The organism is Mycobacterium sp., from assembly GCF_035506235.1.
In the GTDB taxonomy this organism is placed as follows: domain Bacteria; phylum Actinomycetota; class Actinomycetes; order Mycobacteriales; family Mycobacteriaceae; genus Mycobacterium.
Genome location: NZ_DATJPU010000268.1, coordinates 1 through 23,093, shown reverse-complemented (window position 1 = coordinate 23,093; position 23,093 = coordinate 1). Strand labels below are relative to the sequence as shown.

21 protein-coding genes and 1 pseudogene are annotated in these 23,093 nt (G+C 68.8%); 8 read left to right on the top strand and 14 right to left on the bottom strand.

From position 1 onward, the window contains the following. Nucleotides 1-45 precede the first annotated feature (45 nt). The 9 genes and pseudogenes from rdgB to clpS all read right to left on the bottom strand — a co-directional run bounded on the left by rdgB (nt 46) and on the right by clpS (nt 5,932). Nucleotides 46-696 (bottom strand): RdgB/HAM1 family non-canonical purine NTP pyrophosphatase, encoded by a 651-nt coding sequence (gene rdgB, locus VMD50_RS25410; RefSeq protein ID WP_325431954.1) that lies wholly within the window; start codon nt 694-696, stop codon nt 46-48. Between the two features lie 29 nt (nt 697-725). Then, complete coding sequence (rph, locus tag VMD50_RS25405; RefSeq protein WP_325431952.1) at nt 726-1,505, bottom strand: ribonuclease PH; 780 nt, start codon at nt 1,503-1,505, stop codon at nt 726-728. A 34-nt stretch (nt 1,506-1,539) separates the two neighbouring features. After that, nucleotides 1,540-2,322, bottom strand: a complete 783-nt coding sequence (locus tag VMD50_RS25400) for a cyclic nucleotide-degrading phosphodiesterase (RefSeq protein ID WP_325431950.1) — start codon at nt 2,320-2,322, stop codon at nt 1,540-1,542. A gap of 69 nt (nt 2,323-2,391) precedes the next feature. Beyond that, nucleotides 2,392-3,207 carry a glutamate racemase gene (gene murI, locus VMD50_RS25395; protein ID WP_325431948.1) on the bottom strand — a complete coding sequence of 272 codons (816 nt, stop codon included), beginning with the start codon at nt 3,205-3,207 and terminating at the stop codon, nt 2,392-2,394. Beyond that, entirely contained in the window at nt 3,204-3,875 is a 672-nt protein-coding gene (locus VMD50_RS25390; protein ID WP_325431946.1) for a rhomboid family intramembrane serine protease, read from the bottom strand. The genes murI and VMD50_RS25390 overlap by 4 nt, the downstream gene beginning before the upstream one ends. Before the next feature lie 17 nt (nt 3,876-3,892). Further along, nucleotides 3,893-3,955, bottom strand: a pseudogene (locus VMD50_RS25385) (hypothetical protein); the annotation flags it as partial. Continuing rightward, nucleotides 3,956-4,999 carry a P1 family peptidase gene (locus VMD50_RS25380; RefSeq protein WP_325431944.1) on the bottom strand — a complete coding sequence of 348 codons (1,044 nt, stop codon included), beginning with the start codon at nt 4,997-4,999 and terminating at the stop codon, nt 3,956-3,958. It lies immediately after the preceding pseudogene. Next, complete coding sequence (gene aosR / locus VMD50_RS25375) at nt 4,996-5,601, bottom strand: oxidative stress transcriptional regulator AosR (protein ID WP_325431942.1); 606 nt, start codon at nt 5,599-5,601, stop codon at nt 4,996-4,998. The genes VMD50_RS25380 and aosR overlap by 4 nt, the downstream gene beginning before the upstream one ends. A 25-nt stretch (nt 5,602-5,626) precedes the next feature. Continuing rightward, entirely contained in the window at nt 5,627-5,932 is a 306-nt protein-coding gene (gene clpS, locus VMD50_RS25370) for an ATP-dependent Clp protease adapter ClpS (RefSeq protein ID WP_067875822.1), read from the bottom strand. On the opposite strand from clpS, the gene VMD50_RS25365 reads away from it, so the two are divergent. Both VMD50_RS25365 and VMD50_RS25360 read left to right on the top strand, forming a co-directional pair. Continuing rightward, complete coding sequence (locus VMD50_RS25365; protein ID WP_414686169.1) at nt 5,931-7,295, top strand: nicotinate phosphoribosyltransferase; 1,365 nt, start codon at nt 5,931-5,933, stop codon at nt 7,293-7,295. The two genes, clpS and VMD50_RS25365, sit on opposite strands and share 2 nt — an antisense overlap. A 9-nt stretch (nt 7,296-7,304) precedes the next feature. Beyond that, the gene (locus tag VMD50_RS25360) at nt 7,305-9,305 is read left to right on the top strand and encodes an ATP-dependent DNA helicase (protein ID WP_325431935.1); all 2,001 of its coding nucleotides are present in this window, start codon (nt 7,305-7,307) and stop codon (nt 9,303-9,305) included. On the opposite strand, the gene glgP is transcribed toward VMD50_RS25360, so the two are convergent. Beyond that, on the bottom strand, nt 9,289-11,937 hold the full coding sequence (glgP, locus tag VMD50_RS25355; RefSeq protein ID WP_325431933.1) for an alpha-glucan family phosphorylase: 2,649 nt from the start codon (nt 11,935-11,937) through the stop codon (nt 9,289-9,291). The two genes, VMD50_RS25360 and glgP, sit on opposite strands and share 17 nt — an antisense overlap. 291 nt (nt 11,938-12,228) lie before the next feature. Here glgP and VMD50_RS25350 point away from each other — a divergent pair, with 291 nt between their 5' ends. Together VMD50_RS25350 and glgB are read left to right on the top strand one after the other, a co-directional pair. Then, entirely contained in the window at nt 12,229-14,325 is a 2,097-nt protein-coding gene (locus tag VMD50_RS25350) for an alpha-1,4-glucan--maltose-1-phosphate maltosyltransferase (RefSeq protein WP_325431931.1), read from the top strand. 6 nt (nt 14,326-14,331) lie between these two features. Next, nucleotides 14,332-16,527 (top strand): 1,4-alpha-glucan branching protein GlgB, encoded by a 2,196-nt coding sequence (glgB, locus tag VMD50_RS25345; RefSeq protein ID WP_325431929.1) that lies wholly within the window; start codon nt 14,332-14,334, stop codon nt 16,525-16,527. A gap of 32 nt (nt 16,528-16,559) precedes the next feature. Here glgB and VMD50_RS25340 read toward each other — a convergent pair whose 3' ends face one another. Then, the gene (locus tag VMD50_RS25340; protein ID WP_325431927.1) at nt 16,560-17,462 is read right to left on the bottom strand and encodes a tetratricopeptide repeat protein; all 903 of its coding nucleotides are present in this window, start codon (nt 17,460-17,462) and stop codon (nt 16,560-16,562) included. A gap of 169 nt (nt 17,463-17,631) precedes the next feature. After that, nucleotides 17,632-18,825, bottom strand: a complete 1,194-nt coding sequence (locus VMD50_RS25335; protein WP_325431925.1) for an acetyl-CoA C-acetyltransferase — start codon at nt 18,823-18,825, stop codon at nt 17,632-17,634. Nucleotides 18,826-18,903: 78 nt separating this feature from the next. Between VMD50_RS25335 and mce the strand changes: the two genes are divergently transcribed. Further along, on the top strand, nt 18,904-19,371 hold the full coding sequence (mce, locus tag VMD50_RS25330) for a methylmalonyl-CoA epimerase (RefSeq protein WP_325431923.1): 468 nt from the start codon (nt 18,904-18,906) through the stop codon (nt 19,369-19,371). Between the two features lie 12 nt (nt 19,372-19,383). Here mce and VMD50_RS25325 read toward each other — a convergent pair whose 3' ends face one another. Together VMD50_RS25325 and nucS are read right to left on the bottom strand one after the other, a co-directional pair. Continuing rightward, nucleotides 19,384-19,677, bottom strand: a complete 294-nt coding sequence (locus VMD50_RS25325) for a hypothetical protein (protein WP_325431921.1) — start codon at nt 19,675-19,677, stop codon at nt 19,384-19,386. A 23-nt stretch (nt 19,678-19,700) separates the two neighbouring features. Further along, entirely contained in the window at nt 19,701-20,381 is a 681-nt protein-coding gene (gene nucS, locus VMD50_RS25320; protein ID WP_325431919.1) for an endonuclease NucS, read from the bottom strand. 45 nt (nt 20,382-20,426) lie between these two features. Between nucS and VMD50_RS25315 the strand changes: the two genes are divergently transcribed. From VMD50_RS25315 to VMD50_RS25305, 3 genes are all read left to right on the top strand, one after another. Beyond that, nucleotides 20,427-22,043 (top strand): adenylate/guanylate cyclase domain-containing protein, encoded by a 1,617-nt coding sequence (locus VMD50_RS25315; RefSeq protein ID WP_325431917.1) that lies wholly within the window; start codon nt 20,427-20,429, stop codon nt 22,041-22,043. Between the two features lie 156 nt (nt 22,044-22,199). Beyond that, nucleotides 22,200-22,613, top strand: a complete 414-nt coding sequence (locus tag VMD50_RS25310) for an MFS transporter (protein ID WP_325431915.1) — start codon at nt 22,200-22,202, stop codon at nt 22,611-22,613. Further along, nucleotides 22,601-23,093 (top strand): MFS transporter (locus VMD50_RS25305; RefSeq protein ID WP_475448364.1); only part of this gene is annotated, 493 nt, incomplete at its 3' end. The genes VMD50_RS25310 and VMD50_RS25305, both read left to right, overlap by 13 nt.

Sequence of the window (23,093 nt, the reverse complement as noted above, 5' to 3'; positions counted from 1 at the left end):
AAAGACAACCGTCCTCTCCGCCGGGGCTCGTGTGGCCGAAGTTGATCAGCCGCCCGCTTCGAGCCCTTTGAGCGCCGGCACCAAGAGCGCCAGCGCGCGTCCGCGATGCGAAACCGCATCCTTTTCGGCCGGGCTCAGCTGCGCCGCGGTCCGGTCGCTGCCGGAAGGGACGAACACCGGGTCGTAGCCGAACCCGCCGTCGCCGCGCGCCTGCCGCGCGATGCTGCCGGGCCACTCGCCGCGGACGACGACCTCGCCGGACGCCGAAACCAGCGCGCAGGCCGACACGAACGCCGCGCCGCGCCGTTCGTCGGGAACGTCACGCAACTGCGTCAGCAGCAACGCGGTGTTGCCGGCGTCGTCGCCATGGTTACCGGACCAGCGCGCCGACAGCACGCCGGGCATCCCGTTCAAAGCGGCCACCTCCAGGCCGGAGTCGTCCGCCACGGTCGGCAGACCCGTCGCCGCGAACCCGTCCCGCGCCTTGGCCAGCGCGTTGTCCTCGAAGGTCGCACCGGTTTCGGGCGCTTCGTCGAACGGCGCGACGTCGTTCAGCGAGACGAGCGTCAACCCCGACAGGCCGGCGCCGTCCAGTACCCGGCGCAGCTCGGCCAGCTTCTTGGGGTTGCGGCTGGCGACCAGCAGCTTGCCAGAAGCGCCGCCCTCCCCCGCAAGCGGGCGGTGCCCCCACCTCATCGCTTCGCCCTGCATCGTCGCCGGCGCGGTCAGCTGCCGAACGCCTTCGCCGGTCGCGGTCCCTCCGGCAGCACGCCGGGATAAGGCTGTTCGAGCGCCCGGCGCTGGGCGGCGAACAACTGGTCGCACGCGGCCAGCGCCACGTCGAGCAACTTGTCCAGCGTGGAGCGCGGGAACGTCGCGCCCTCGCCCGTCCCCTGGACCTCCACCAGGGTTCCGGTGTCGGTGGCGACGACGTTCATGTCGACCTCGGCGCGCGAGTCCTCGTCGTAGGGCAGGTCGACCCGGACCCGGCCGTCGACGACGCCGACGCTGACCGCCGCGATGGCACATGACAGCGGCCGCGGATCAGACAGCTTGCCCGCCGCCGAAAGGTAGGTGACCGCGTCGGCCAACGCGACGTAGGCCCCGGTGATGGCCGCGGTCCGGGTGCCGCCGTCGGCCTGCAACACGTCGCAGTCGACGGCAATCGTGTTCTCCCCCAGCGCCCGCAGGTCGATGCACGCCCGTAGCGACCTGCCGATCAGCCGGCTGATCTCCTGGGTGCGACCGCTCAGCCGGCCCTTCACCGATTCGCGGTCGGAGCGAGAGTGGGTGGCCGACGGCAGCATTGCGTATTCGGCGGTCAGCCAGCCCAGGCCCGATCCCTTGCGCCAGCGCGGCACGCCCTCGGTGACGCTGGCGGTGCACATGACCTTGGTGTGACCGAATTCGATCAGTACCGAACCCGCCGGGTGGTCTGTGAAGCCGCGGGTGATGACAACGGGGCGAAGCTCGTCATCAAGGCGGCCGTCTTCTCGTTTGGACACCCAGTAACCCTAAGCCAGCCCTGACGCCGGGTGCTCAGACCCTTTCCGAGCGGCGGACATCGAACGTCTCACCGCACACCACAGCGTGCACGGGACCGTCGAACTCGGCCTTCGCCTCGCTGATCACGTCCTCACGCGAAGTCCACGGCGGGATATGGGTCAGCAGCAGCTCGCGAGCGCCGGCACGGGTAGCGACCCTGCCGGCCTCGGTTCCCGAGAGGTGCAGCGCGGGCGGGCGATCCGGCGCGTGCGTCCAGGAGGCCTCGCAGAGGAAGACGTCGGCGTCGCGCGCCAGCTCGACGAGCTGATCGCACAGGCCGGTGTCGCCGCTGTAGACGAACGAGGCACCGCCGGGATCGGTGATCCGCAGGCCGTACGACTCGGTGGGGTGCGCCACGATGCGCGGCACTACTGTGAGCGAACCGAAGGTCACCGGCTCGCCGTCGACCCAGTGATGGATGTCGAAGATGTCGGAGCAATCGTCGATCTCGCCGCCGTAGGGCGAGGACGCCGCCCCCAGCCGAGACCAGGTGTCGCTCGGCCCGTACAACATCGCCTTCCCGAGCGGCTTCGACGGATGGTAGCGGCGCCAGACGAACAGGCCCGGCACATCCAGACAGTGGTCGGCGTGCAAGTGCGACAGCAGCACGTGGACCGAACCGGGGTCGGCGTAGCGCTGCAACGCGCCCAGCACACCCCCGCCGAAGTCGAGAACCAGCGGCGGGGTATCCGGTGCCCGAAGCAGATAACCCGATGCCGGCGAATCCGGACCGACCACGCTGCCCGAGCAGCCGAGCACGGTTATTCGCACGGACACTACTGTGCCATGCCCGATACCACGATGGAGAAAACATCGCCGCTTTGATGTGACCAGAATCTCGGCGCGCTAGCGGACGCGGGAGTGACGCACGGGCTGAACCCCCGTCACGGCGGGACCCAGGAATCGCGCCGCCAGTTTGGTGAACGCCTCGGGGTCGCCGGTGGCCTCGAACACGCGCGTGGCGGGCGGCACATCATGGGGACGCAGCAGGTCCCGTTCGGTCAGCACCCGGAGGACCTCCTTGGCGGTTTCCTCGGCGCTCGACACCAGCGTCACGTTCTCGCCCATCGCCAGCTGAATCAGCCCGGACAGTAGGGGGTAGTGCGTGCATCCCAGCACCAAGGTGTCGACCTGCGCGCGCTGCAGCGGCTCCAGATAGCCCTCGGCCAGCCCGAGCACCTGGCGCCCGCTGGTCACCCCGCGCTCGACGAAGTCGACGAACCGCGGGCAGGCGACCGCGGTGATCTCCGTGTCACGGGCGGCGGCGAAGGCGTCCTGATAGGCATGCGAGTTGATGGTCGCCCGGGTGCCGATGACGCCGATGCGTCCGTTGCGGGTGGTGGCGACCGCGCGCCGCACCGCCGGCAAGATCACCTCGACGACGGGCACGTCGTAGCGCTCGCGGGCGTCGCGCAGGCAGGCCGCCGACGCCGTGTTGCAGGCGATCACCAGCGCCTTGACGCCGCGGTCGACCAGATCGTCGCCAATGGCCAGCGCGTGCGCGCGCACCTCGGAAATGGTGAGCGGACCGTAGGGACCGTTGGCGGTGTCGCCGACGTAGATCATGTCCTCGTCGGGCAGCTGGTCGATGATCGCCCGCGCGACAGTCAGTCCCCCGACGCCGGAGTCGAAGACCCCGACGCTCGCCAACGGCGAGCTCATGTCTTGGGGCGCCGTGCGCCGGCTCTCTTCGATGCGCGGGCCTTGCGCTCCGGGCCGGACAGGAGATAGGCCGCCAGGACGCCCGCCAGCGCGCCGCACAGGTGGCCCTGCCAGGACACACCACCGCACTTGTCCAGGACGGGGACGGCGCTCACCAGGATGCCACCGTAGGCGAACAACACCACCAGCCCGGTGATGATGTCCCAGAACCTGCGCACGAAGATCCCGAAGACCAGCAGGAACGTCAGCCACCCGAAGATGAGGCCGGAGGCCCCGATGTGGTCGGACTCAAAGCGGCAGCCGCCCCAGTTGCCGATGAGCCAGGTGCCGAAGCCGCCGACGATCCACACGATCGCGGTGGCCCAGACGAACCGGGACATGCCGGCCAGGGTCATCAGGAAGCCCAGCACCAGGGCGGGGACGGTGTTGGCCAACAGGTGCGTCCAGCTCGCGTGCAGGAAGGGCGCCCAGATGATCCCCCACAGCCCGTCGGCTTCCAACGGCCGGATGCCGTTGCGGTCGAGCGAATGGTTCATCAGCTGATCGATCAGCTCGATGAGGTACAGCAGCGCCACGAAGGTGAGGATCGTGGCGGCTCCGACTGCCCACTGGGATCGCTTTTTCGACCGCGGTGCCGGGGTGCGCGGCTGCCCGACATGCCCGCTCATGCCCATAGCTGCCCTTCTCACGCGGTCCCGGCATCGTCCAGGCTACCGGCGCAGGCGCCGGTGGACAGGTACTTCCCCCCTCAGCCGAACGCCCCGGGCAGCACGTCGCGGTAGGTCGGTATCCCGGCCACCGACTCCGCGGCGAACACCCCGACCAGCACCGCGCGGGCCAGGCAATCGGCTGCGGCCATCCCCACCTCTGTGACCAGCCCCGTCTCGGGCGAGAACGCGGCGGGCACCGGTTTCGGATCGACCGCCGCGGTCACCTCGACGGCCCCGGTGGCGAGCGTGAACACCGTGTCGCCGTCCAGCGGCGTGTGTGCGGGGCGGATGGTGCGGGCCAGGCCGTCGTGGGCGGCGATCGCGACGCGGCGGCACGCGGCCGCGCTCAGCGCGGCATCGGTCGCCACCACCGCGATCGTGGTGTTCAGCGGGTTCAGCGCCGACGGCAACTCGCCGTACGCGTCGATCTGCCCGGCCGGCGGTGACGTCAGCGCGAACTCTTCGCTGAGGCTCGCCATCCAGGGCAGGCCGGTCGCCCGGTCGGCGACGTCGCCCGCGGAATTCACGGCGACGATCGCGCCGACGGTGACGCCGGGAGCGGCAGGCGTCTTCAAAGTCACAGAGGCCGTGCCGAGACCGCCCTTGAGCACCCCGGCGCGCGCCCCCACCCCCGCGCCGACGGTTCCGGTAGCCGTCGGCCCCGCGTCCGCGGCTTCGCACGCCGCGTAGCCGAACTCGGCCGTCGGCCGGCACTCCCAGCCGCCGACCGGCAGGTCGAAGATGACGGCCGCCGGCACGATGGGCACCACGCCGCCGTCCAGGCTCACACCGCGTTCGTGCTCTTCCAGCCAGCGCATCACTCCGTCCGCGGCGGCCAGGCCGTAGGCACTGCCGCCGGCGAGCAACACCGCGTCGACGAAGCGCACGGTGTTGGCCGGGTCCAGCAGATCGGTCTCGCGGGTGCCGGGCGCACCACCGCGGCAATCAACGCCGCAGACCGTCCCGGGTGGGGTCAGCACGACCGTGACGCCGCAGGCCCAGCCGGCGCCCAGCGACGCGTCGGGGTCGAGTCGCTGGTAGTGACCGACGCGGATGCCCCCGACGTCGGTGATCGAGCTCATCCGGCCGGCTTCGCCATCAATGCCAGCACCAGGTACTCCTGCAGGACGGTCAGCCACTGGTAGACGTCGAAGTGCACGGCCAGCGGATGGTCGCCCGGAAGCCGGTCCGGGCCGTCCGGCCCGATCTCGAGCATGACCCCCAAGGTCAACCGGATGTCGTTGACGGCGGCGACCCAGGCGTTCGCCTCTTCCTCGGTCAGTTCGAACCGGCCGCCGTTGTCCGGAACGGTATCCAGAAGCTTTTGTGCCGCAAGGCGTTTGGCGGCGATGATGTCCGGCTCGTGCAGGCTGCGCAGCGCGGCGTTGAGGGGGTCGGGCGTGTCACCGGCGGACGCTGCGTCGTCGTCGGCGTCGTCCGTGTCGTCCGGCTTGTGGAAATCCGGCAGCAGCCGACGCAGCGTCGGATCGCGCGGCGGCTCGGTGTTCCCGGTCTTGATGCCCGTTATCTCCTCGAGTTCGTCTGTGGGCGCCGAAGATTCGCGCTCGTCGAGCAGGCCGATCATCGCGCTGACGAGATTCTTGAGCAGGGCGGCCTCATGCGAGGCCAAGGCGGACCGAAAACGGGGACCGTTGGCGGTCTCGACGCGCTTCCATTTGCGCACAAGGAGTCCCGGACGACCTCGAGCCTCACCGGTCCTGCTGCATCGTCGCCCACAAACCGGCGGCGTGCAGCTTGGACACGTCGACTTCCATGGATTCCCGGCTCCCCGCCGAGACCACCGCCTTCCCCTCGTTGTGCACCTGCAGCATCAGCTTGGTGGCATGCGGCTCGCTGTAGCCGAACAACTTCTGGAAGACATACGTCACATAGGTCATCAGGTTGACCGGGTCATCCCACACGATGGTGACCCATGGGCTGGCCGTGACGTCTACCGGAGCCGACTCGCGTTGCCCGGTAGTGCCCGGCTTGGTGGGCGCTGACGCAACAACCATGGCCCCCACGATACCGAGACACCCACCCGCTGCCGCCAGCCGTTACCGTTGCGGAATGAACGAGCCGGTCCTGGCCGGGCTGCTGACCGACAGGTACGAGTTGACGATGCTGGCCGCGGCGCTGCGCGACGGCAGCGCCAACCGCCGGACCACCTTCGAACTGTTTGCCCGCCGCCTCCCCGACGGCCGCCGCTATGGCGTGGTCGCCGGAACCGGCCGGCTGCTGGAAACGTTGCCGCAGTTCAGGTTCGACGACGACGCGTGCGACTTGCTGGCGCGGTTTCTCGACCCCGACACCGTGGGCTTCCTCCGCGATTTCCGGTTCGGCGGCGATATCGACGGCTACGCCGAAGGCGAACTGTACTTCCCCGGTTCGCCGGTGCTTTCGGTGCAGGGCAGCTTCGCCGAATGCGTGGTTCTCGAGACGCTGGCCTTGTCGATCTTCAACCACGACACCGCGATCGCCTCCGCGGCGGCACGGATGGTCAGCGCCGCCGGGGACCGCCCGCTGATCGAGATGGGCTCACGCCGAACCCACGAGCGGGCGGCGGTCGCCGCGGCCCGCGCCGCCTACATCGCCGGCTTCGCCGCGACCTCCAACCTGGACGCGCAGCGCCGATACGGAATACCCACCGAGGGTACGTCCGCGCACGCGTTCACGATGCTGCACTCCCATCGGGACGGGCCCCCTGAAATCACAGAGCTGGCGGCGTTTCGCGCCCAGGTCGACGCGTTGGGCACCGGAACCACGCTGCTGGTGGACACCTACGACGTGACGACAGGCGTGGCCAACGCCGTGACCGCGGCCGGTACCGAGCTCGGCGCGGTGCGCATCGACTCCGGTGAGCTCGCGGTGCTTGCCCGACAGGTGCGCGAACAACTCGACGGGCTGGGCGCCACCCGAACCCGCATCGTGTTATCCGGCGATCTCGACGAGTTCAGCATCGCCGCCCTGCGCGCCGAGCCGGTGGACAGCTTCGGTGTCGGCACGTCGCTGGTGACCGGCTCCGGCGCGCCGACGGCCAGCATGGTCTACAAGCTGGTCGAGGTGGACGGCATGCCCGTGCAAAAGCGAAGCAGCCACAAGGAATCCCGGGGCGGCCGCAAAGAGGCGCTGCGGCTGGCGCGCCCGACGGGAACGATCACCGAGGAGGTGGTGTACCCGGCGGGCCGCCCGCCGCAGACCCCCGAACCGTGCCGAGCGCTGACAAGGCCGCTGGTCCGCGGCGGCGAGGTGGTGTTGCGCCCGCACCTGTCGGCGGCGCGCGAGCTGGTGGCCTCCGGCCTGCGGAGCCTGCCGTGGGAGGGCCTGAACTTGTCGCACGGCGAGCCCGCGATCCCGACGACACAAATCCGGGCCTGAGCTCGAGGAGTGACCACGTCCGACGTGTCCGTGTCCGTGCCAGAGTTGCTCGCCGTCGCCGTGGCCGCGCTCGGCGGCAGCGAGCGCCCGGGCCAGGTGCAGATGGCCGCGGCGGTCGAGCGGGCCTTCGAAACCGGGGAGCACCTCGTCGTCCAGGCCGGCACCGGGACCGGCAAGTCCCTGGCGTACCTGGTTCCCGCGATCGTGCGGGCGGTCGGCGATGAGGGGCCGGTCGTCGTGTCGACGGCCACGATCGCGCTGCAGCGCCAGCTCGTCGATCGCGACCTGCCCCGCCTGGCCGATTCGCTCGCCGACACGCTGCCGCGGCGGCCGCGGTTCGCGCTGCTGAAGGGGCGACGAAACTACCTGTGCCTGAACAAGGTCCATAACGGCGGCGCGGGCGCCGACTCCGATGACGAGCGGCCGCAGGAAGAGCTGTTCGATCCCGTGGCGGTCACCGCGCTGGGCCGCGACGTGCAACGGCTCACCGCCTGGGCATCGACGACCGATTCGGGCGACCGCGACGACCTCAAGCCGGGTGTGCCGGACCGGTCCTGGTCGCAGGTCAGCGTTTCGGCGCGGGAGTGCCTGGGCGTGGCGCGCTGTCCGTTCGGCTCCGAGTGCTTCTCCGAACGGGCACGAGGAGTGGCCGGCCGGGCCGACGTTGTCGTCACCAATCACGCGCTGCTGGCCATCGATGCAGTCGCGGAATCGGCGGTGCTGCCGGAGCACGCGCTGCTGGTGGTCGACGAGGCGCACGAGCTGGTCGACCGGGTGACGTCGGTGGCCACCGCGGAACTGACGTCGGCCGCCCTCGGCGTCGTCGCGCGCCGCATCAGCCGGTTGGTGGGCCCCGAACTGACCCAGCGGCTGGAGGCGACGACCGCCAACTTCACCGCGGCCATCCACGACGGCACGCCGGGCCGCATCGACCGCCCCGACGACGAGATGGCGACCTACCTGACGGCGCTGCGCGACGTGGCCACGGCGGCCCGGTCGGCGATCGACACGGACACCAGGAACGACCCCAGGGCGGCTTCGGCGCGCGCCGAAGCCGTCGCGGCGCTGAGCGAGGTCTGCGACACCGCGTCGCGGATCCTGACGTCGTTCACCCCGCCCATCCCCGATCGCAGCGACGTGGTCTGGCTCGATCACGAGGACAACCGGGGGTCGGTGCGTCCCGCGTTGCGGGTGGCGCCGCTGTCGGTCGCCGGCCTGCTGCACGACGAGGTGTTCTCGCGTTCGACGACGGTGTTGACGTCGGCGACGCTGGCGATCGGCGGGTCCTTCGACGCGATGGCCACGGCGTGGGGCCTGACCGACGATCAACGCTGGCGCGGGCTTGACGTCGGTTCGCCGTTTCAGCACGCCAAGGCCGGAATCCTGTACGTGGCCGCGCATCTGCCGCCGCCCGGGCGCGACGGCACCGGCTCGGCGGAGCAGCTGACCGAGATCGAAGAGCTCATCACCGCGGCCGGGGGGCGCACGCTGGGGCTGTTTTCGTCGATGCGGGCCGCCCGCGCCGCGGCCGAGGTCATGCGCGGCCGGCTGTCGACACCGGTGTTGTGTCAGGGCGACGACAGCACCTCCGCGCTGGTCGAGCAGTTCGCCGCCGACGAGGAGACCTCGCTGTTCGGCACCCTGTCGCTGTGGCAGGGCGTCGACGTGCCCGGGCCGTCGCTGTCGCTGGTCCTGATCGACCGCATCCCGTTCCCACGACCGGACGACCCGCTGCTGGGCGCGCGGCAGCGCGCGGTGGCCGCGCGCGGCGGCAACGGCTTCATGGCCGTCGCCGCCAACCATGCCGCGCTGCTCCTAGCGCAGGGATCGGGCCGGCTGCTGCGCCGCGTCACCGACCGCGGAGTGGTCGGGATCCTGGACTCGCGAATGGTGACCGCCGGCTACGGCGGCTACCTGCGCGCCTCGCTGCCGCCGTTCTGGCAGACGACCAACCCGGCGCAGGTTCGAGCGGCGCTGCAGCGGCTGCGAACCTCTAACGCGCCAGAGTGACGAGGCCGAGCTCGTTGCCGGCGGCGAGCATGGGGTTGTTGGGCAGCACGCGCACCGTGTAGCCGACGGCGCCGGCCAGCGGCAGCGGCGTGGTCGTCGAGAACACCTGGTTGCCACCCTCGGCCATGCCGGTATACGACATCTCGACGGTGACCGGGTCCAGCAGCGTGTCGCCCGCGTCGACCCTGCCCACCAGCGCTTGGACCGTAACCTCGTCGGGCGCCAGCCCGTCCAGCTGCACGGTCGCGGTCAGGGTCAGCTTGGAGCCGAGCACCGGGGTTTCCAGCAGGCCGGTGCTGTCGACGTCGGTGATGGTGATCGTGGGCCACGCTTCCCGGGCGCGCCGCCGATAGGCGGCCAGCTCGCGGGCCGCATCGAATTCCGCGCCGCCGTCTTCGGCCGCGGTGATCTTGCGCAGCGATTCCGCCGCCGGCGCGTAGTACTGCTCGACGTAGTCACGGACCATGCGGGAGGCAAGCACCTTCGGGCCGAGGGTCTGCAGGGTGTGGCGCACCATCTCGATCCACCGCGGCGGAACCCCGTGTTCGTCGCGCTCGTAGAACTTCGGTGCCACCGCCTGCTCCAGCAGGTTGTACAGCGCGGTGGATTCCAGATCGTCGCGACGGGACTCGTCGGCCACGCCGTCGGCAGTCGGTATCTCCCAACCGTTTTCGCCGTCGTACCATTCGTCCCACCAGCCGTCGCGGATGGACAGGTTCAGCCCGCCGTTGAGCGCGCTCTTCATCCCCGAGGTGCCGCAGGCCTCCAACGGCCGCAGCGGGTTGTTCAGCCAGACGTCGCAGCCCCAATACAGCAGCCGGGCCATCGACATGTCGTAGTCGGGCAAAAAGGCGATGCGGTGCCGCACCTCCGGCCGGTCGGCGAAACGCACCACGTGCTGGATCAGCGCTTTGCCGCCGTCGTCGGCGGGGTGCGATTTGCCGGCGACGATGAGCTGGATCGGCCGCTCGTCGTTGAGCAGCAGCTGTTCGAGCCGATCCGGATCCCGCAGCATCAGCGTCAGCCGCTTGTAGGTCGGCACCCGCCGGGCGAACCCGATGGTGAGCACGTCCGGATCGAAAGCCGTTGATATCCAGCCCAATTCGGCATCCGGGGCGCCGCGCTCCTGCCACGAGCGGCGCAACCGCCGCCGGACATCCTCGACCAGCAGCGAACGCAACTGCGAGCGGATCCACCACAGGTGGCCCGCGTCGACCTCCTGCAGCCGCAGCCATACGCCGGGATCGCCGAAAGAGTCCGACCCGGCCAACTCGTGGCCCAGCTGCAACCATTGCGGCGCCGCCCAGGTGCGCGCGTGAACGCCGTTGGTGATCGAGCCGATCGGCACCTCGTCCGAATCGAATCCCGGCCACAGGTCGTTGAACATGGCCCGGCTGACCCGGCCGTGCAACAACGAAACGCCGTTGGCCCGTTGCGCCAGCCGCAGGCCCATGTGAGCCATGTTGAACTTCGTCGGATCGTCCTCGGCGCCGAGCGCGATGATCCGCGCGGTCGGTACGCCCGGCAGCAGGGCGGGCGCACCCTTGGCCTTGCCACCCCCGTCGCGGCCGTCGTCCCGGCCGGAGAAGCCACCGTCGAAGTAAAGCCGCACCATGTCGACCGGGAACCGGTCGATACCGGCGGGCACCGGGGTGTGGGTGGTGAACACGGTGGCCGACCGCACCACGGTCAGCGCGGTGTCGAAGTCCAGCCCCGAATCGGTGATCAGCTCGCGGATGCGTTCGACCCCGAGGAACCCCGCATGCCCCTCGTTCATGTGCCACACCTCGGGCGCCGGCAGCCCCTCGACCGCGGTGAACGCGCGGATCGCCCGTACCCCGCCGATGCCCGCCAGGATCTCCTGTCTCATCCTATGTTCCTGGTCGCCCCCGTAAAGGCGGTCGGTGACGCCGCGCAGTTCGTGCTCGTTCTCCGGGACGTCGGAATCCAGCAGCAGCAGCGGGACGCGTCCCACCTGCGCGACCCAGACCCGCGCCCGCAGCTGCGCCGAGTCGGGAAGCGTCAGCTCCACCAGCATGGGATCCCGCGCGGCATCGGTGAGCAGCCGCAACGGCAACCCTTGCGGATCCAGCGCCGGGTAGGTCTCGTGCTGCCAGCCGTCCGCGGTGAGCGACTGCCGAAAGTAGCCGGAGCGGTAATACAGGCCCACCGCGATGAGCGGGACGCCCAGATCCGACGCGGCCTTCAGGTGGTCACCGGCGAGGATGCCCAGGCCGCCCGAATAGTTGGGCAGCACCTCGGCGACGCCGAACTCCATCGAGAAGTAGGCGATGGCCGTCGGCATCGCTCGGCCATTGTCCAGGGCGGCGCGCTGGTGCCGCTGATACCAGAGCGGCCGGCTCAGGTAGTCGTTCAGGTCGGCGGAAAGCTGATCGAGGCGGCCCACGAATCCTTCGTCGAGCGCCAACTCGTTGAGCCGCGCCGGGCTCACCGCACCCAGCAGCGCCACCGGATCGCGACCGCACCGCGCCCACAGCGTCGAGTCGATGGTCGCGAAGAGCTCTTGCGTGGGCCTGTCCCACGACCACCGCAGGTTGGTCGAAAGCTGATCCAGCGCGGCGAGACGGTCGGGCAAATGCGCACGGACGGTAAAGCGGCGAAGGGCTTTCACGCGTCATTAGCTTACTTTGGATTCCGGCGCCCGCAGTCCCAACGAGTGACCGTTTGCCTTCGCCGGTGTGTGACCGCGCACTAGGGTGGGTATCGGGTAGTTATTGGGGCGCAACGATGCACCCCGCCCGAGGAAGCCCCACGACAGGAAGTTTCCGCCAGAAGCGAGGCATTCCGCGAGCGGAGCACACCGCGGTTTGGCCGCTGGCCACACGAAATTGAACGGCTTCGGTGACGACGGCGGGCCGCGCGGCGGGCCGAGGAGGAGCCGGAGGAATTGAACGGAGTGGTTGTGCCCGGTCGTGTCGAGATCGATAACGTCCAGCCCGTCGTTTCCTGCGGCGCGTACCCTGCCAAGGCTGTGGTCGGCGAGATGGTGCCGGTCAGCGCGGCGGTCTGGCGAGAGGGGCATGACGCCGTCGCCGCGACCCTGGTCGTGCGCTACCTCGGGCAGCGCTATCCGCTGGTCACCGAATCGCGCCGAATCAAGGCGGTTCAGGCCCCCGAACGTCCCGCACCACCGCTGGACGGCAAGGCCGCGGAGCAGCAGCGGATCAAGCCGCTGCTACTGCCCATGACCGAGGGTTCCGAACCCTACGTCTTCCACGGTGTGCTCACCCCCGACCGGGTCGGGCTGTGGACCTTCCGCGTCGACGGGTGGGGCGACCCGATGCATTCGTGGCGGCATGGGGTGGTCGCCAAACTCGACGCCGGCCAGGGTGAAAAGGAACTGTCCAACGATCTGTTGGTGGGCGCCGCGCTGTTCGAGCGGGCGGCCACCGGTGTGCCCCGGCCGCGACGCGATCCGCTGCTGGCGGCCGCCGAGGCGTTGCGCGCCCCCGGGGACCCGGTCACCCGCACCGCGCTGGCCCTGAGCCCGGAAATCGAAGAACTCCTGGCCGTTTACCCGTTGCGTGAGCTGGTCACCCGGGGCGAACAGTTCGGGGTGTGGGTCGACCGGCCGCTGGCGCGCTTCGGGGCGTGGTACGAGATGTTCCCGCGCTCGACCGGCGGGTGGGACGAAAACGGCAAGCCCGTGCACGGCACCTTCGCCACCGCGGCCGCGCAGCTTCCGCGGATCGCCGACATGGGGTTCGACGTCGTCTACCTGCCGCCCATTCATCCGATCGGCAAGGTACACCGCAAGGGCCGCAACAACTCCCCCACCGCCGCTCCTTCAGATGTGGGGTCCCCGTGGGCGATCGGCAGCGACGAGGGCGGCCACGACGCCGTTCACCCTGACCTGGGCACGATCGACGACTTCGACGAGTTCGTCGCCGCGGCAAGCGATCTGGGCATGGAGGTGGCCCTGGACCTGGCGCTGCAATGCGCACCCGACCATCCGTGGGCCCGCGAACACCGGAAGTGGTTCACCGAACTGCCGGACGGAACCATCGCCTACGCGGAGAACCCGCCCAAGAAGTATCAGGACATCTATCCGATCAACTTCGAAAACGACCCCGCCGGTCTCTACGACGAAGTGCTGCGGGTGGTCCGGCACTGGATCGACCACGGCGTCAAGTTCTTTCGGGTGGACAACCCACACACCAAGCCGCCCGACTTCTGGGCCTGGCTGATCGGTCAGGTCAAAGACAGCAACCCCGACGTGCTGTTCCTGTCCGAGGCCTTCACCCCACCGGCCCGCCAGTACGGCCTGGCCAAGCTCGGCTTCACGCAGTCCTACACCTACTTCACGTGGCGGACGGCCAAGTGGGAGCTCACCGAATTCGGCAACGACATCGCGGCCCTGGCAGACTTTCGGCGGCCGAACCTGTTCGTCAACACCCCCGACATCCTGCATGCGGTGCTGCAGCACAACGGTCCCGGAATGTTCGCCATCCGCGCCGTGCTGGCCGCGACCATGGGCCCGGCCTGGGGCGTCTACTCGGGCTACGAGCTGTTCGAGCACCGCGCGGTGCGCGAGGGCAGCGAGGAGTACCTGGATTCCGAGAAATACGAGTTGCGGCCTCGCGACTTTGCGCGCGCTCTCGCCGAAGGCAGGTCGCTCGAGCCGTTCATCAAGCAGCTCAACACGATTCGCCGCGTGCATCCCGCGCTCCAACAACTGCGCACGATTCATTTCCACGGCGTGGACAACGACGCGATGCTGACCTACAGCAAGTTCGACCCGGCCACCGGCGACTGCGTGCTGGTGGTGGTGACGCTCAACGCGTTCGTGCCGGAGGAGGCGACGCTGTGGTTGGACATGGAGGCATTGGGTATGGAGCCCTATGAGCGGTTTTGGGTGCGTGATGAGATCACCGGGCAGGAATTCCAGTGGGGGCAATCGAACTACATACGCCTCGACCCGTCGCGGGCCGTCGCGCACATCATCAACATGCCACTCATACCGTACGAATCCCGAATCACGCTGCTGCGTAGGAGGTGACGGGCTGTGAGCCGAATCGATGAACTCGCCGGACTAGATCTGGCGCCCGACCCAGCGGACTTGGCGCGCCTGGTGGCGGGCGCGTATCACAACCCGCACGGCATCCTGGGTGCCCACGAATACGGCGACCACACCGTCGTTCGCGCGCTGCGACCGCATGCGCGTGAAGTCGTCGCGCTGGTCGGTGGCGACCGGTTCCCGTTGCAGCACATCGAATCCGGCCTGTTCGCCGTGGCGCTGCCATTCGTCAACCTCATCGACTACCGGCTGGAGGTCACCTACGAGGGCTCCGACCCGTACGTCGTCGCCGACGCGTACCGCTTCCTGCCCACCCTGGGCGAAGTCGACCTCCATCTCTTCGGCGAGGGCCGCCACGAGCGACTCTGGGAAGTCCTGGGCGCCCATCCCCGCTCGTTCACCACGGCCGACGGCGTGGTCAACGGGGTGTCGTTCGCGGTGTGGGCGCCCAACGCCAAGGGCGTCAACCTGATCGGCGAATTCAACGGCTGGACCGGCAACGAGGCGCCCATGCGGGTGCTCGGCTCCTCCGGGGTATGGGAGTTGTTCTGGCCCGACTTTCCCATGGGCGGCCTGTACAAGTTCCGCGTGCACGGCGCCGACGGCGTGGTGACCGAGCGGGCCGATCCCATGGCATTCGCCACCGAGGTGCCGCCGCACACCGCGTCCAAGGTGACGCGCAGCGAGTACACCTGGGAGGATGCCGACTGGATGACGCGGCGCGCGCAGCGCAACCCGGTGTTCGAGCCCATGAGCACCTACGAGGTGCATCTGGGCTCCTGGCGTCCCGGCCTCAGCTACCGCCAGCTCGCCCGTGAGCTGACCGATTACGTTGTGGAGCAGGGATTCACCCACGTGGAGCTGCTCCCGGTCGCCGAACACCCGTTCGCCGGCTCATGGGGTTACCAGGTCACGTCGTACTACGCGCCCACGTCGCGGTTCGGCACCCCGGACGACTTTCGGGCGCTCGTCGATGCCCTGCACCGGGCCGGCATCGGCGTGATCGTGGACTGGGTGCCGGCGCACTTCCCGAAGGACGCCTGGGCGCTCGGCCGATTCGACGGCACCCCGCTCTACGAGCACGCCGACCCCAAGCGTGGCGAGCAACTCGACTGGGGCACTTACGTCTTCGACTTCGGCCGTGCGGAGGTGCGCAACTTCCTGGTGGCCAACGCGTTGTATTGGCTCGAAGAGTTCCACATCGACGGCCTGCGCGTGGACGCGGTCGCGTCGATGCTCTACCTCGACTACTCGCGGCCCGAAGGCGGCTGGACCCCGAACGTCTACGGCGGGCGGGAGAACCTCGAGGCGGTGCAGTTCCTGCAGGAGATGAACGCCACGGCGCACAAGGCCGCGCCCGGCATCGTCACCGTCGCCGAGGAGTCGACGTCGTGGCCCGGCGTGACCCGGCCGACAAACCTTGGCGGCCTTGGCTTCTCGATGAAGTGGAACATGGGCTGGATGCACGACACGCTCGACTACATCAGCCGCGACCCGATCTACCGCAGCTACCACCACCACGAGATGACGTTCTCGATGCTGTACGCGTTCAGCGAGAACTACGTGCTGCCGATCAGTCACGACGAGGTGGTGCACGGCAAGGGGACCCTGTGGGGGCGGATGCCGGGCAACAACCACGTCAAGGCAGCGGGGCTGCGCAGCCTGCTGGCCTATCAATGGGCCCACCCGGGCAAGCAATTGTTGTTCATGGGGCAGGAATTCGGCCAGCGCGCCGAGTGGTCCGAGCAGCGCGGTCTGGATTGGTGGCAACTCGACGAGCAAGGCTTTTCCAACGGGGTGTTGCGTTTCGTGCACGACATCAACGAGATCTACCTCAGTCATCCGGCGCTGTGGAGCCAGGACACCATTCCCGACGGCTATTCCTGGATCGACGCCAACGACTCCGCCAACAACGTGCTGAGTTTCCTCAGATACGGAAACGACGGATCGGTAATGGCCTGCGTATTCAATTTCGCGGGTTCGGAGCACAGCGGCTACCGCCTCGGCCTGCCCTGTGCCGGCCGTTGGCGCGAGGTGCTGAATACCGACGCGACCATCTACAACGGCTCGGGAATCGGCAACATGGGAGGCGTCGACGCCACCGAACACCCGTGGCACGGCCGTCCGGCCTCGGCCGTGATGGTTCTGCCGCCCACGTCGGCGCTGTGGCTGGAGCCCGAGTAGACCCGGACTGCGCCCCCTCGCGCCGGCAGACGTCAGTAGAGCGCGTTGGCGAGGTTGCGCCGGCCGGCGACGACGTCGGGGTCGGCCGGATCGAACAGCTCGAACAGTTCGATCAATCGGGTGCGCACCCGGGTGCGCTCGTCGCCGGAAGTGCTGCGCACCAAGGCGATCAGGCGCTCGAACGCGGCGCTCACGTCCTGGTTGAGGATCTGCACGTCGGCGGCCGCCAGGGCGGCGTCGATGTCGGCCGGCGCGGCGTCGGCGACGGCGACCGCGTCGGGGCGTTGCGCCGTTGCGCGCGTGAGGAAGTCGATCTGCCTGATCGCGCCCTTGGCTTCGACGCTGGCCGGGTTGGCATCGAGGATCGCCTGATACGACTCTTTGGCGGCCTCGAAGTCGCCTCCCTCAAGCTGTTGGCGCGCATGTGCCAGCTGCGGATCCACTTCCGCTTCTCCGGAACCGCTTGGGCCCCTGAGCTTTCCGGCTGTCGCCGACAGCAGTGAGTCCACCCATCGACGCAACTGATCGGGCGGCTGGATGCCCTGGAAGCTGGAGAGCGGCTGCCCGGCGGCCAATGCCACGACGGTCGGGACCGCGTCGACGCCGAATATCTGGGCCACCCGTGGCGTCGCGTCGACGTTGACCGTCGCCAGCGCCCACGTGCCGTTGTCCTCGACGGCCATGCCGGACAGCGTCTCGAGGAGCTGGACGCACGCATCACTGCGCGGCGACCACAACAACACCACGACCGGGACCTCGTCTGACCGGACGATCACCTGCTCTTCGAAATTGGCCTCGGTGACCTCCGTGCCGCCCGGCGTCGCCGGCCCCGCGGGGCCGGCCGGGGAAGCGTTCTGCTGGGCTCGCTGCTTGAGGCCGGACAGGTCGACCGCACCGGCCAGTGCGGGCCCGATCGGGGGTCGCGGACGCGTCACGTCGTCAAGTTTGTCATGCGCGCCGGATACCGGGCCACCCGGTCGCGCCGACGCCCATGCGCGGGCGAATCGGGTCCCAACGCGCGCCCATACGGGCAGTGACCGGACTTTATGACCAAAATCACAAGTTTGGTGCCCAGCTAACGCCAGCAACGCCCGGCCATGGCGTCTAACCGGCCCGCAGGATCAGCGCGTCACCCTGGCCGCCGGCCCCACAGAGGGCCGCGACGCCATACCCCGAGCCGCGGCGCGCCAACTCCAGCGCCACGTGCAGCGTGATCCTGGCACCCGACATTCCTATCGGGTGACCCACCGCAATGGCGCCGCCGTTGACGTTGACGACCTCGGGATCGATACCAAGTTCGCGGGTCGAGGCCAACGCCACCGCCGCAAACGCCTCGTTGATCTCCACCACGTCGAGCTGGTCAACGGAGATGCCCTCGCGGCCCAGCGCTTTCTTGATCGCATTGGCCGGCTGGGACTGCAATGTCGAATCCGGCCCGGCCACAACGCCATGCGCGCCGATCTCGACCAGCCAGGAAAGCCCGAGCTCCTGCGCTTTCGCCTTGTTCATCACCACGACCGCGGCGGCGCCGTCGGAGATCTGTGACGCCGAACCGGCGGTGATGGTGCCGTCGCGCCGAAACGCGGGCTTGAGGCCGGCCAGGGACTCCACGGTGGTGTTGGCGCGGATCCCCTCATCCTCGGCGAACTGCAGCGGATCACCCTTGCGCTGCGGGATATCGACCGGCACCACCTCGTCGGTGAAGACGCCGTCCTTCCACGCCGCGGCCGCCTTCTGGTGGGACCGCGCAGCGAACTCGTCCTGCTCCTCGCGGGTGAACTTGTCGAGGTCGTTGCGCTGCTCGGTGAGCGCGCCCATCGGCTGGTCGGTGAACACGTCGTGCAGGCCGTCGTAGGCCATGTGGTCCAACACCGTGACGTCGCCGTACTTGTAGCCCGCCCGGCTGTCCATCAGCAGGTGGGGCGCCTTCGTCATGGACTCCTGGCCGCCGGCCACCACCACATCGAACTCGCCGGCGCGAATGAGCTGGTCAGCCAGCGCGATGGAGTCAATGCCGGACAGACACATCTTGTTGATGGTCAGCGCCGGAACGTCCCAGCCGATGCCCGCCGCCACCGCCGCCTGACGCGCGGGCATCTGGCCGGCCCCGGCCGTCAGCACCTGGCCCATGATCACGTACTCGACCAGCGAACCCGGCACTTGAACATTCGGGAAGCCCTTCTCCAGCGCCCCGGCGATCGCGATGGCGCCCAGATCGCTGGCCGAAAAATCCTTCAGCGAACCCATCAGCTTCCCGATGGGCGTCCGCGCCCCAGCAACTATCACCGACGTCGTCATGAGAACCTCCTAAGCGTGCCCGGACGGCCGATTCGGCATCCTGGAGAAGCGCAATCTTTGCCGTCAGGTTACCGTTATGTGATGACGACCGATCAAGTTGACGCCCGTCAGATCCTGGCCACCGCGCTTGTGACGGCGATCGATCACGTCGGCATCGCAGTCGCCGACCTGGACGCTGCCATCGCCTGGTACCACGACCACCTCGGCATGATCCTGGTGCACGAGGAAGTCAACGATGACCAGGGAATCCGCGAAGCCATGCTGGCAGTGCGCGGCGCCCCGAAGGGCACCGCACAGATCCAGTTGATGGCCCCGATCGACGACTCCTCGACGATCGCCAAGTTCCTCGACAAGCGGGGCCCCGGCATCCAGCAGATGGCGGTTCGGGTCAGTGACCTCGACGGTTTGTGCGAGCAACTCCGTTCGCAAGACGTCCGTCTGGTCTATGAGGCGCCCCGGCGCGGCACAGCTAACTCGCGGATCAACTTCATCCACCCCAAGGACGCCGGCGGAGTCCTGATCGAGTTGGTCGAGCCGGCCTCTTAGAAAAACGGGCGGCTAAGACCACTTCCGGGTCGGAGCGCGGGTGGCGCGGTTGGCCCAGCACGGGGTGTGCCAATGCCGCCGGTCATCGGTTCCGTGCGGCGCTTCGGCCGGCCATACCACCAGATGCGCGGTGCCGTAAGGGATTTCGTGGTCGCAACCCGGGCAGCGATAGGTCTTGACCGCGCGGGCCGCGGCGACCGGGCGCACGTCGTATTCGTAGCCGTCGGGCCCCGTCTCCACTCGGCGCAGAACCGCCGATACCGATGCCGGCCGCTGCCGGCGCGGCGGTGTAGGGCGTCGAGGCATGCCCAACAGTCTAGTTGGGCATGTCAGAACAATCGGTATTCGTCGCTGTCCATGCCGCGCATCTTGTCGTAATCCAATGTTACGCAACGAATCCCGCGGTCGGTGGCCAGGGTGCGCGCCTGCGGCTTGATCTGCTGGGCCGCGAAGATACCTTTGACCGGCGCGAGAACGCTGTCGCGGTTGAGCAACTCGAGATAGCGGGTGAGCTGCTCCACCCCGTCGATCTCGCCTCGCCGCTTGATTTCCACCGCGACCGAGCCACCGCGCTCGTCGCGACAGAGCAGATCGACGGGCCCGATCGCGGTCATGTACTCGCGGCGGACCAACGTGTAGCCCTCGCCCAGCAGCTGGACGTGTTCGGCGAGCAACGCCTGAAGGTGGGCCTCGACGCCGTCCTTGACCAGGCCGGGGTCGATGCCCAGATCGTGGCTGGAGTCGTGCTCGATCTCCTCGACGGTGATGCGCAGCTGCTCGCCGGCCTTGTTCTCCACCACCCACAGCGGCACCTCATCGCCGGAGGCGCCCTCCTCCTCTATCAACCAGCACGGCGGACTCATCCAGTTCAACGGCTTGTAGGCGCGGTCGTCGGCGTGCACGCTGACCGATCCGTCGGCCTTGAACAGCAGCAGCCTGCGCGCCGACGGCAGGTGCGCGGTGAGCCGGCCGACGTAGTCGACGGTGCATCGGGCGATGACGAGGCGCACCCGACTCACCTTAGAGCGCCACCGACAAATTAGGCTGGCGCCACCATGTTGGCCAACCAGAGGGTGGCGCGACGCCTGGGCCGGCTGCTCGAGAGGGTGACCCGGCAGAGCGGGCGCCTGCCCGAAACGGCCGCCTACGGCTCCCTGCTCCTCGGGCGCGTGACCGAAAGCCAACGACGTCGGCGCATCCGCATCCAGGTCATCCTCACCGTGCTGGTCCTGGGCGTGAACCTGATCGGCATCGGCGTGGCGGTGCTGTTGGTGACCGTCGCCATTCCCGAACCCAGCGTGTTCGACGACGCGCCGGCGTGGCTCACCTTCGCGGTGGTGCCGGCCTATATCGCAGTCGCCCTGGCGGTGGGCACGTTCTGGATCACTCGGCGGACGGTGCTCGCGCTGCGCTGGGCCATCGAGGAGCGCAAACCCAGCCGCGACGACGAGCGCAACACCTTCCTTGTGCCGTGGCATATCGCCGCCTTCGACCTCATCCTGTGGGGACTCGGCGCGGTGGTGTCGACGATCCTCTACGGCCTGGTCAACACCGTGTTCATCCCGCGGTTCCTGGTCTGCGTGAGCTTTTGCGGGGTGCTGGTCGCCACCGGCAGCTATCTGCTCGCCGAGTTCGCGCTGCGCCCGGTGGCCGCTCAGGCGCTGGAGGCGGGATCGCCGCCGCGGCGGCTGACGGCGGGGATCATGGGCCGAACCATGATGGTCTGGTTCCTGGGCTCCGGCGTGCCCGTCATCGGCATCGGCCTGTTGGCGATGTTCCAGATCTTGATGCGGAACCTGACCGAGACCCAGTTCGCGGTCGGCGTGCTGATCGTGTCCTTCGCCACGCTGATTTTCGGTTGCCTCCTGATGTGGATTTTGGCCTGGCTGACCGCGACACCGGTGCGGGTGGTGCGCGCGGCGCTGCGGCGCGTCGAGCAGGGCAACCTGCGGGGCGACCTGGTGGTGTTCGACGGCACCGAGCTCGGCGAGCTGCAGCGTGGGTTCAACGCGATGGTCGATGGCCTGCGCGAGCGTGAACGCGTGCGCGATCTGTTCGGCCGGCACGTCGGTCGCGAGGTCGCGCTGGCCGCCGAACGCGAGCGGCCCAAGCTGGGCGGCGAGGAGCGCCACGTCGCCGTCGTCTTCATCGATATCGTCGGCTCCACCGAGTTGGTGACCACGCAACCTCCCACCCAAGTCGTCGAAGTGCTCAACCGGTTTTTCGCGATCGTCGTCGAGGAAGTGGACCGTCATTGCGGCCTGGTCAACAAGTTCGAGGGCGATGCGTCGCTGGCCATCTTCGGGGCGCCGAATCACCTGGACTCGCCCGAGGACCAGGCGCTCGCCGCCGCGCGCTGCATTGCCGAGCGGCTCGCCGGCGAGATGTGCGAGCTCGACGCCGGCATCGGCGTGGCGGCGGGCCAGGTTGTCGCCGGCAACGTGGGCGCCAAGGAGAGATTCGAATACACCGTCATCGGCGAGCCGGTCAACGAGGCCGCACGGCTGTGCGAGCTAGCCAAGTCACGTCCGGGCAAATTGCTGGCGACCGCCGACACGCTCCGGGGCGCCAGCGAAGAGGAAAGCGCCCGTTGGACTTTGGGTGACACCGTGACACTTCGCGGGCACGAGCGCCCGACCCGGCTGGCGTCCCCCGCCGGGTGCGCGCGGTAATCCGCGCTGACAACGCCCGTGGTCAACGCAGATGAGCGTTGTCGATAGAAATCCGTTATCGGGCAATAGAAAACGTGCCTTGACCCTCGGATTGCACCCCGCCAATAGTGACGACGGGACGGAGCCCCGGCCCCGCGACAATGAGAAGGGTGCATCGTGACGGCCGTTGCCTTGCTGGACCGTTCGAGGATCGTTGCCGGACCCGGATGGAGCCGCTGGCTGGTCCCGCCGGCCGCGCTGTCCATCCACCTCGCCATCGGTTCGGCCTACGCCCGGAGCGTCTTCAAGATTCCGCTGGAGAAGTTGCTGCACGTGTCAGGAACCGCGAGCGCGCTCCCGTTCACCGTCGCCATTGTGGCGCTGGGCCTTTCGGCCGCGGCGTTCGGCACGCGCGTCGACCAGTACGGGCCGCGCTGGGCTATGGTCGTTGCCACCGTGTGCTTCTGCAGCGGGCTGCTGATCGCGGGGTTCGGAGTTTCGGTCCGCCAATATTGGCTCGTCGTGCTCGGGTACGGGGTCGTGGGAGGGTCGGCCTCGGTATCGGCTACATCTCGCCGGTGTCCACTCTGATCAAGTGGTTTCCCGATCGCCCGGGAATGGCGACCGGCCTGGCGATCATGGGCTTCGGCGGCGGAGCGCTGATCGCGTCGCCGTGGACGAACAGCCTGCTCGACGCGTTCGGCCGCACGAGCACCGCGGGCGTAGCGCGGACCTTTCTGGTGATGGGGTGCAGCTACGCGGTGTTCATGTCGATGGGGTGCCTGCTGATCCGGGTGCCGGCGCCGGGCTGGGCGCCGCCCGGCTGGAAACCCAAGCCGCACAAGGCCGGATCGCTGGCCAGTACGGCCGGCGTGTCGGCGGCCAACGCGATGAAGACGCCCCAGTTCTGGCTGCTGTGGGTGGTGCTCTGCTTCAACGTGACGGCCGGGATCGGCATCCTTGAGAAGGCCTCGCCGATCTACCAGGACTTCTTCCCGAGGGCGCCCCGCGCGGCGGTGCTGGCGTCGGCGGCCGCCGGGTTCGTCGCCCTGCTGTCGCTGGCCAACATGC

Coding starts and splice junctions, on each gene's coding strand:
- murI (WP_325431948.1), bottom strand. CDS start 3,207: ATGAGCTCGCCGTTGGCGAGCGTCGGGGTCTTCGACTCCGGCGTCGGG.
- rdgB (WP_325431954.1), bottom strand. CDS start 696: ATGAGGTGGGGGCACCGCCCGCTTGCGGGGGAGGGCGGCGCTTCTGGC.
- VMD50_RS25380 (WP_325431944.1), bottom strand. CDS start 4,999: ATGAGCTCGATCACCGACGTCGGGGGCATCCGCGTCGGTCACTACCAG.
- VMD50_RS25325 (WP_325431921.1), bottom strand. CDS start 19,677: ATGCCTCGACGCCCTACACCGCCGCGCCGGCAGCGGCCGGCATCGGTA.
- VMD50_RS25335 (WP_325431925.1), bottom strand. CDS start 18,825: ATGACGACGTCGGTGATAGTTGCTGGGGCGCGGACGCCCATCGGGAAG.
- clpS (WP_067875822.1), bottom strand. CDS start 5,932: ATGGTTGTTGCGTCAGCGCCCACCAAGCCGGGCACTACCGGGCAACGC.
- VMD50_RS25390 (WP_325431946.1), bottom strand. CDS start 3,875: ATGAGCGGGCATGTCGGGCAGCCGCGCACCCCGGCACCGCGGTCGAAA.
- VMD50_RS25315 (WP_325431917.1), top strand. CDS start 20,427: ATGTTGGCCAACCAGAGGGTGGCGCGACGCCTGGGCCGGCTGCTCGAG.
- VMD50_RS25365 (WP_414686169.1), top strand. CDS start 5,931: ATGGCCCCCACGATACCGAGACACCCACCCGCTGCCGCCAGCCGTTAC.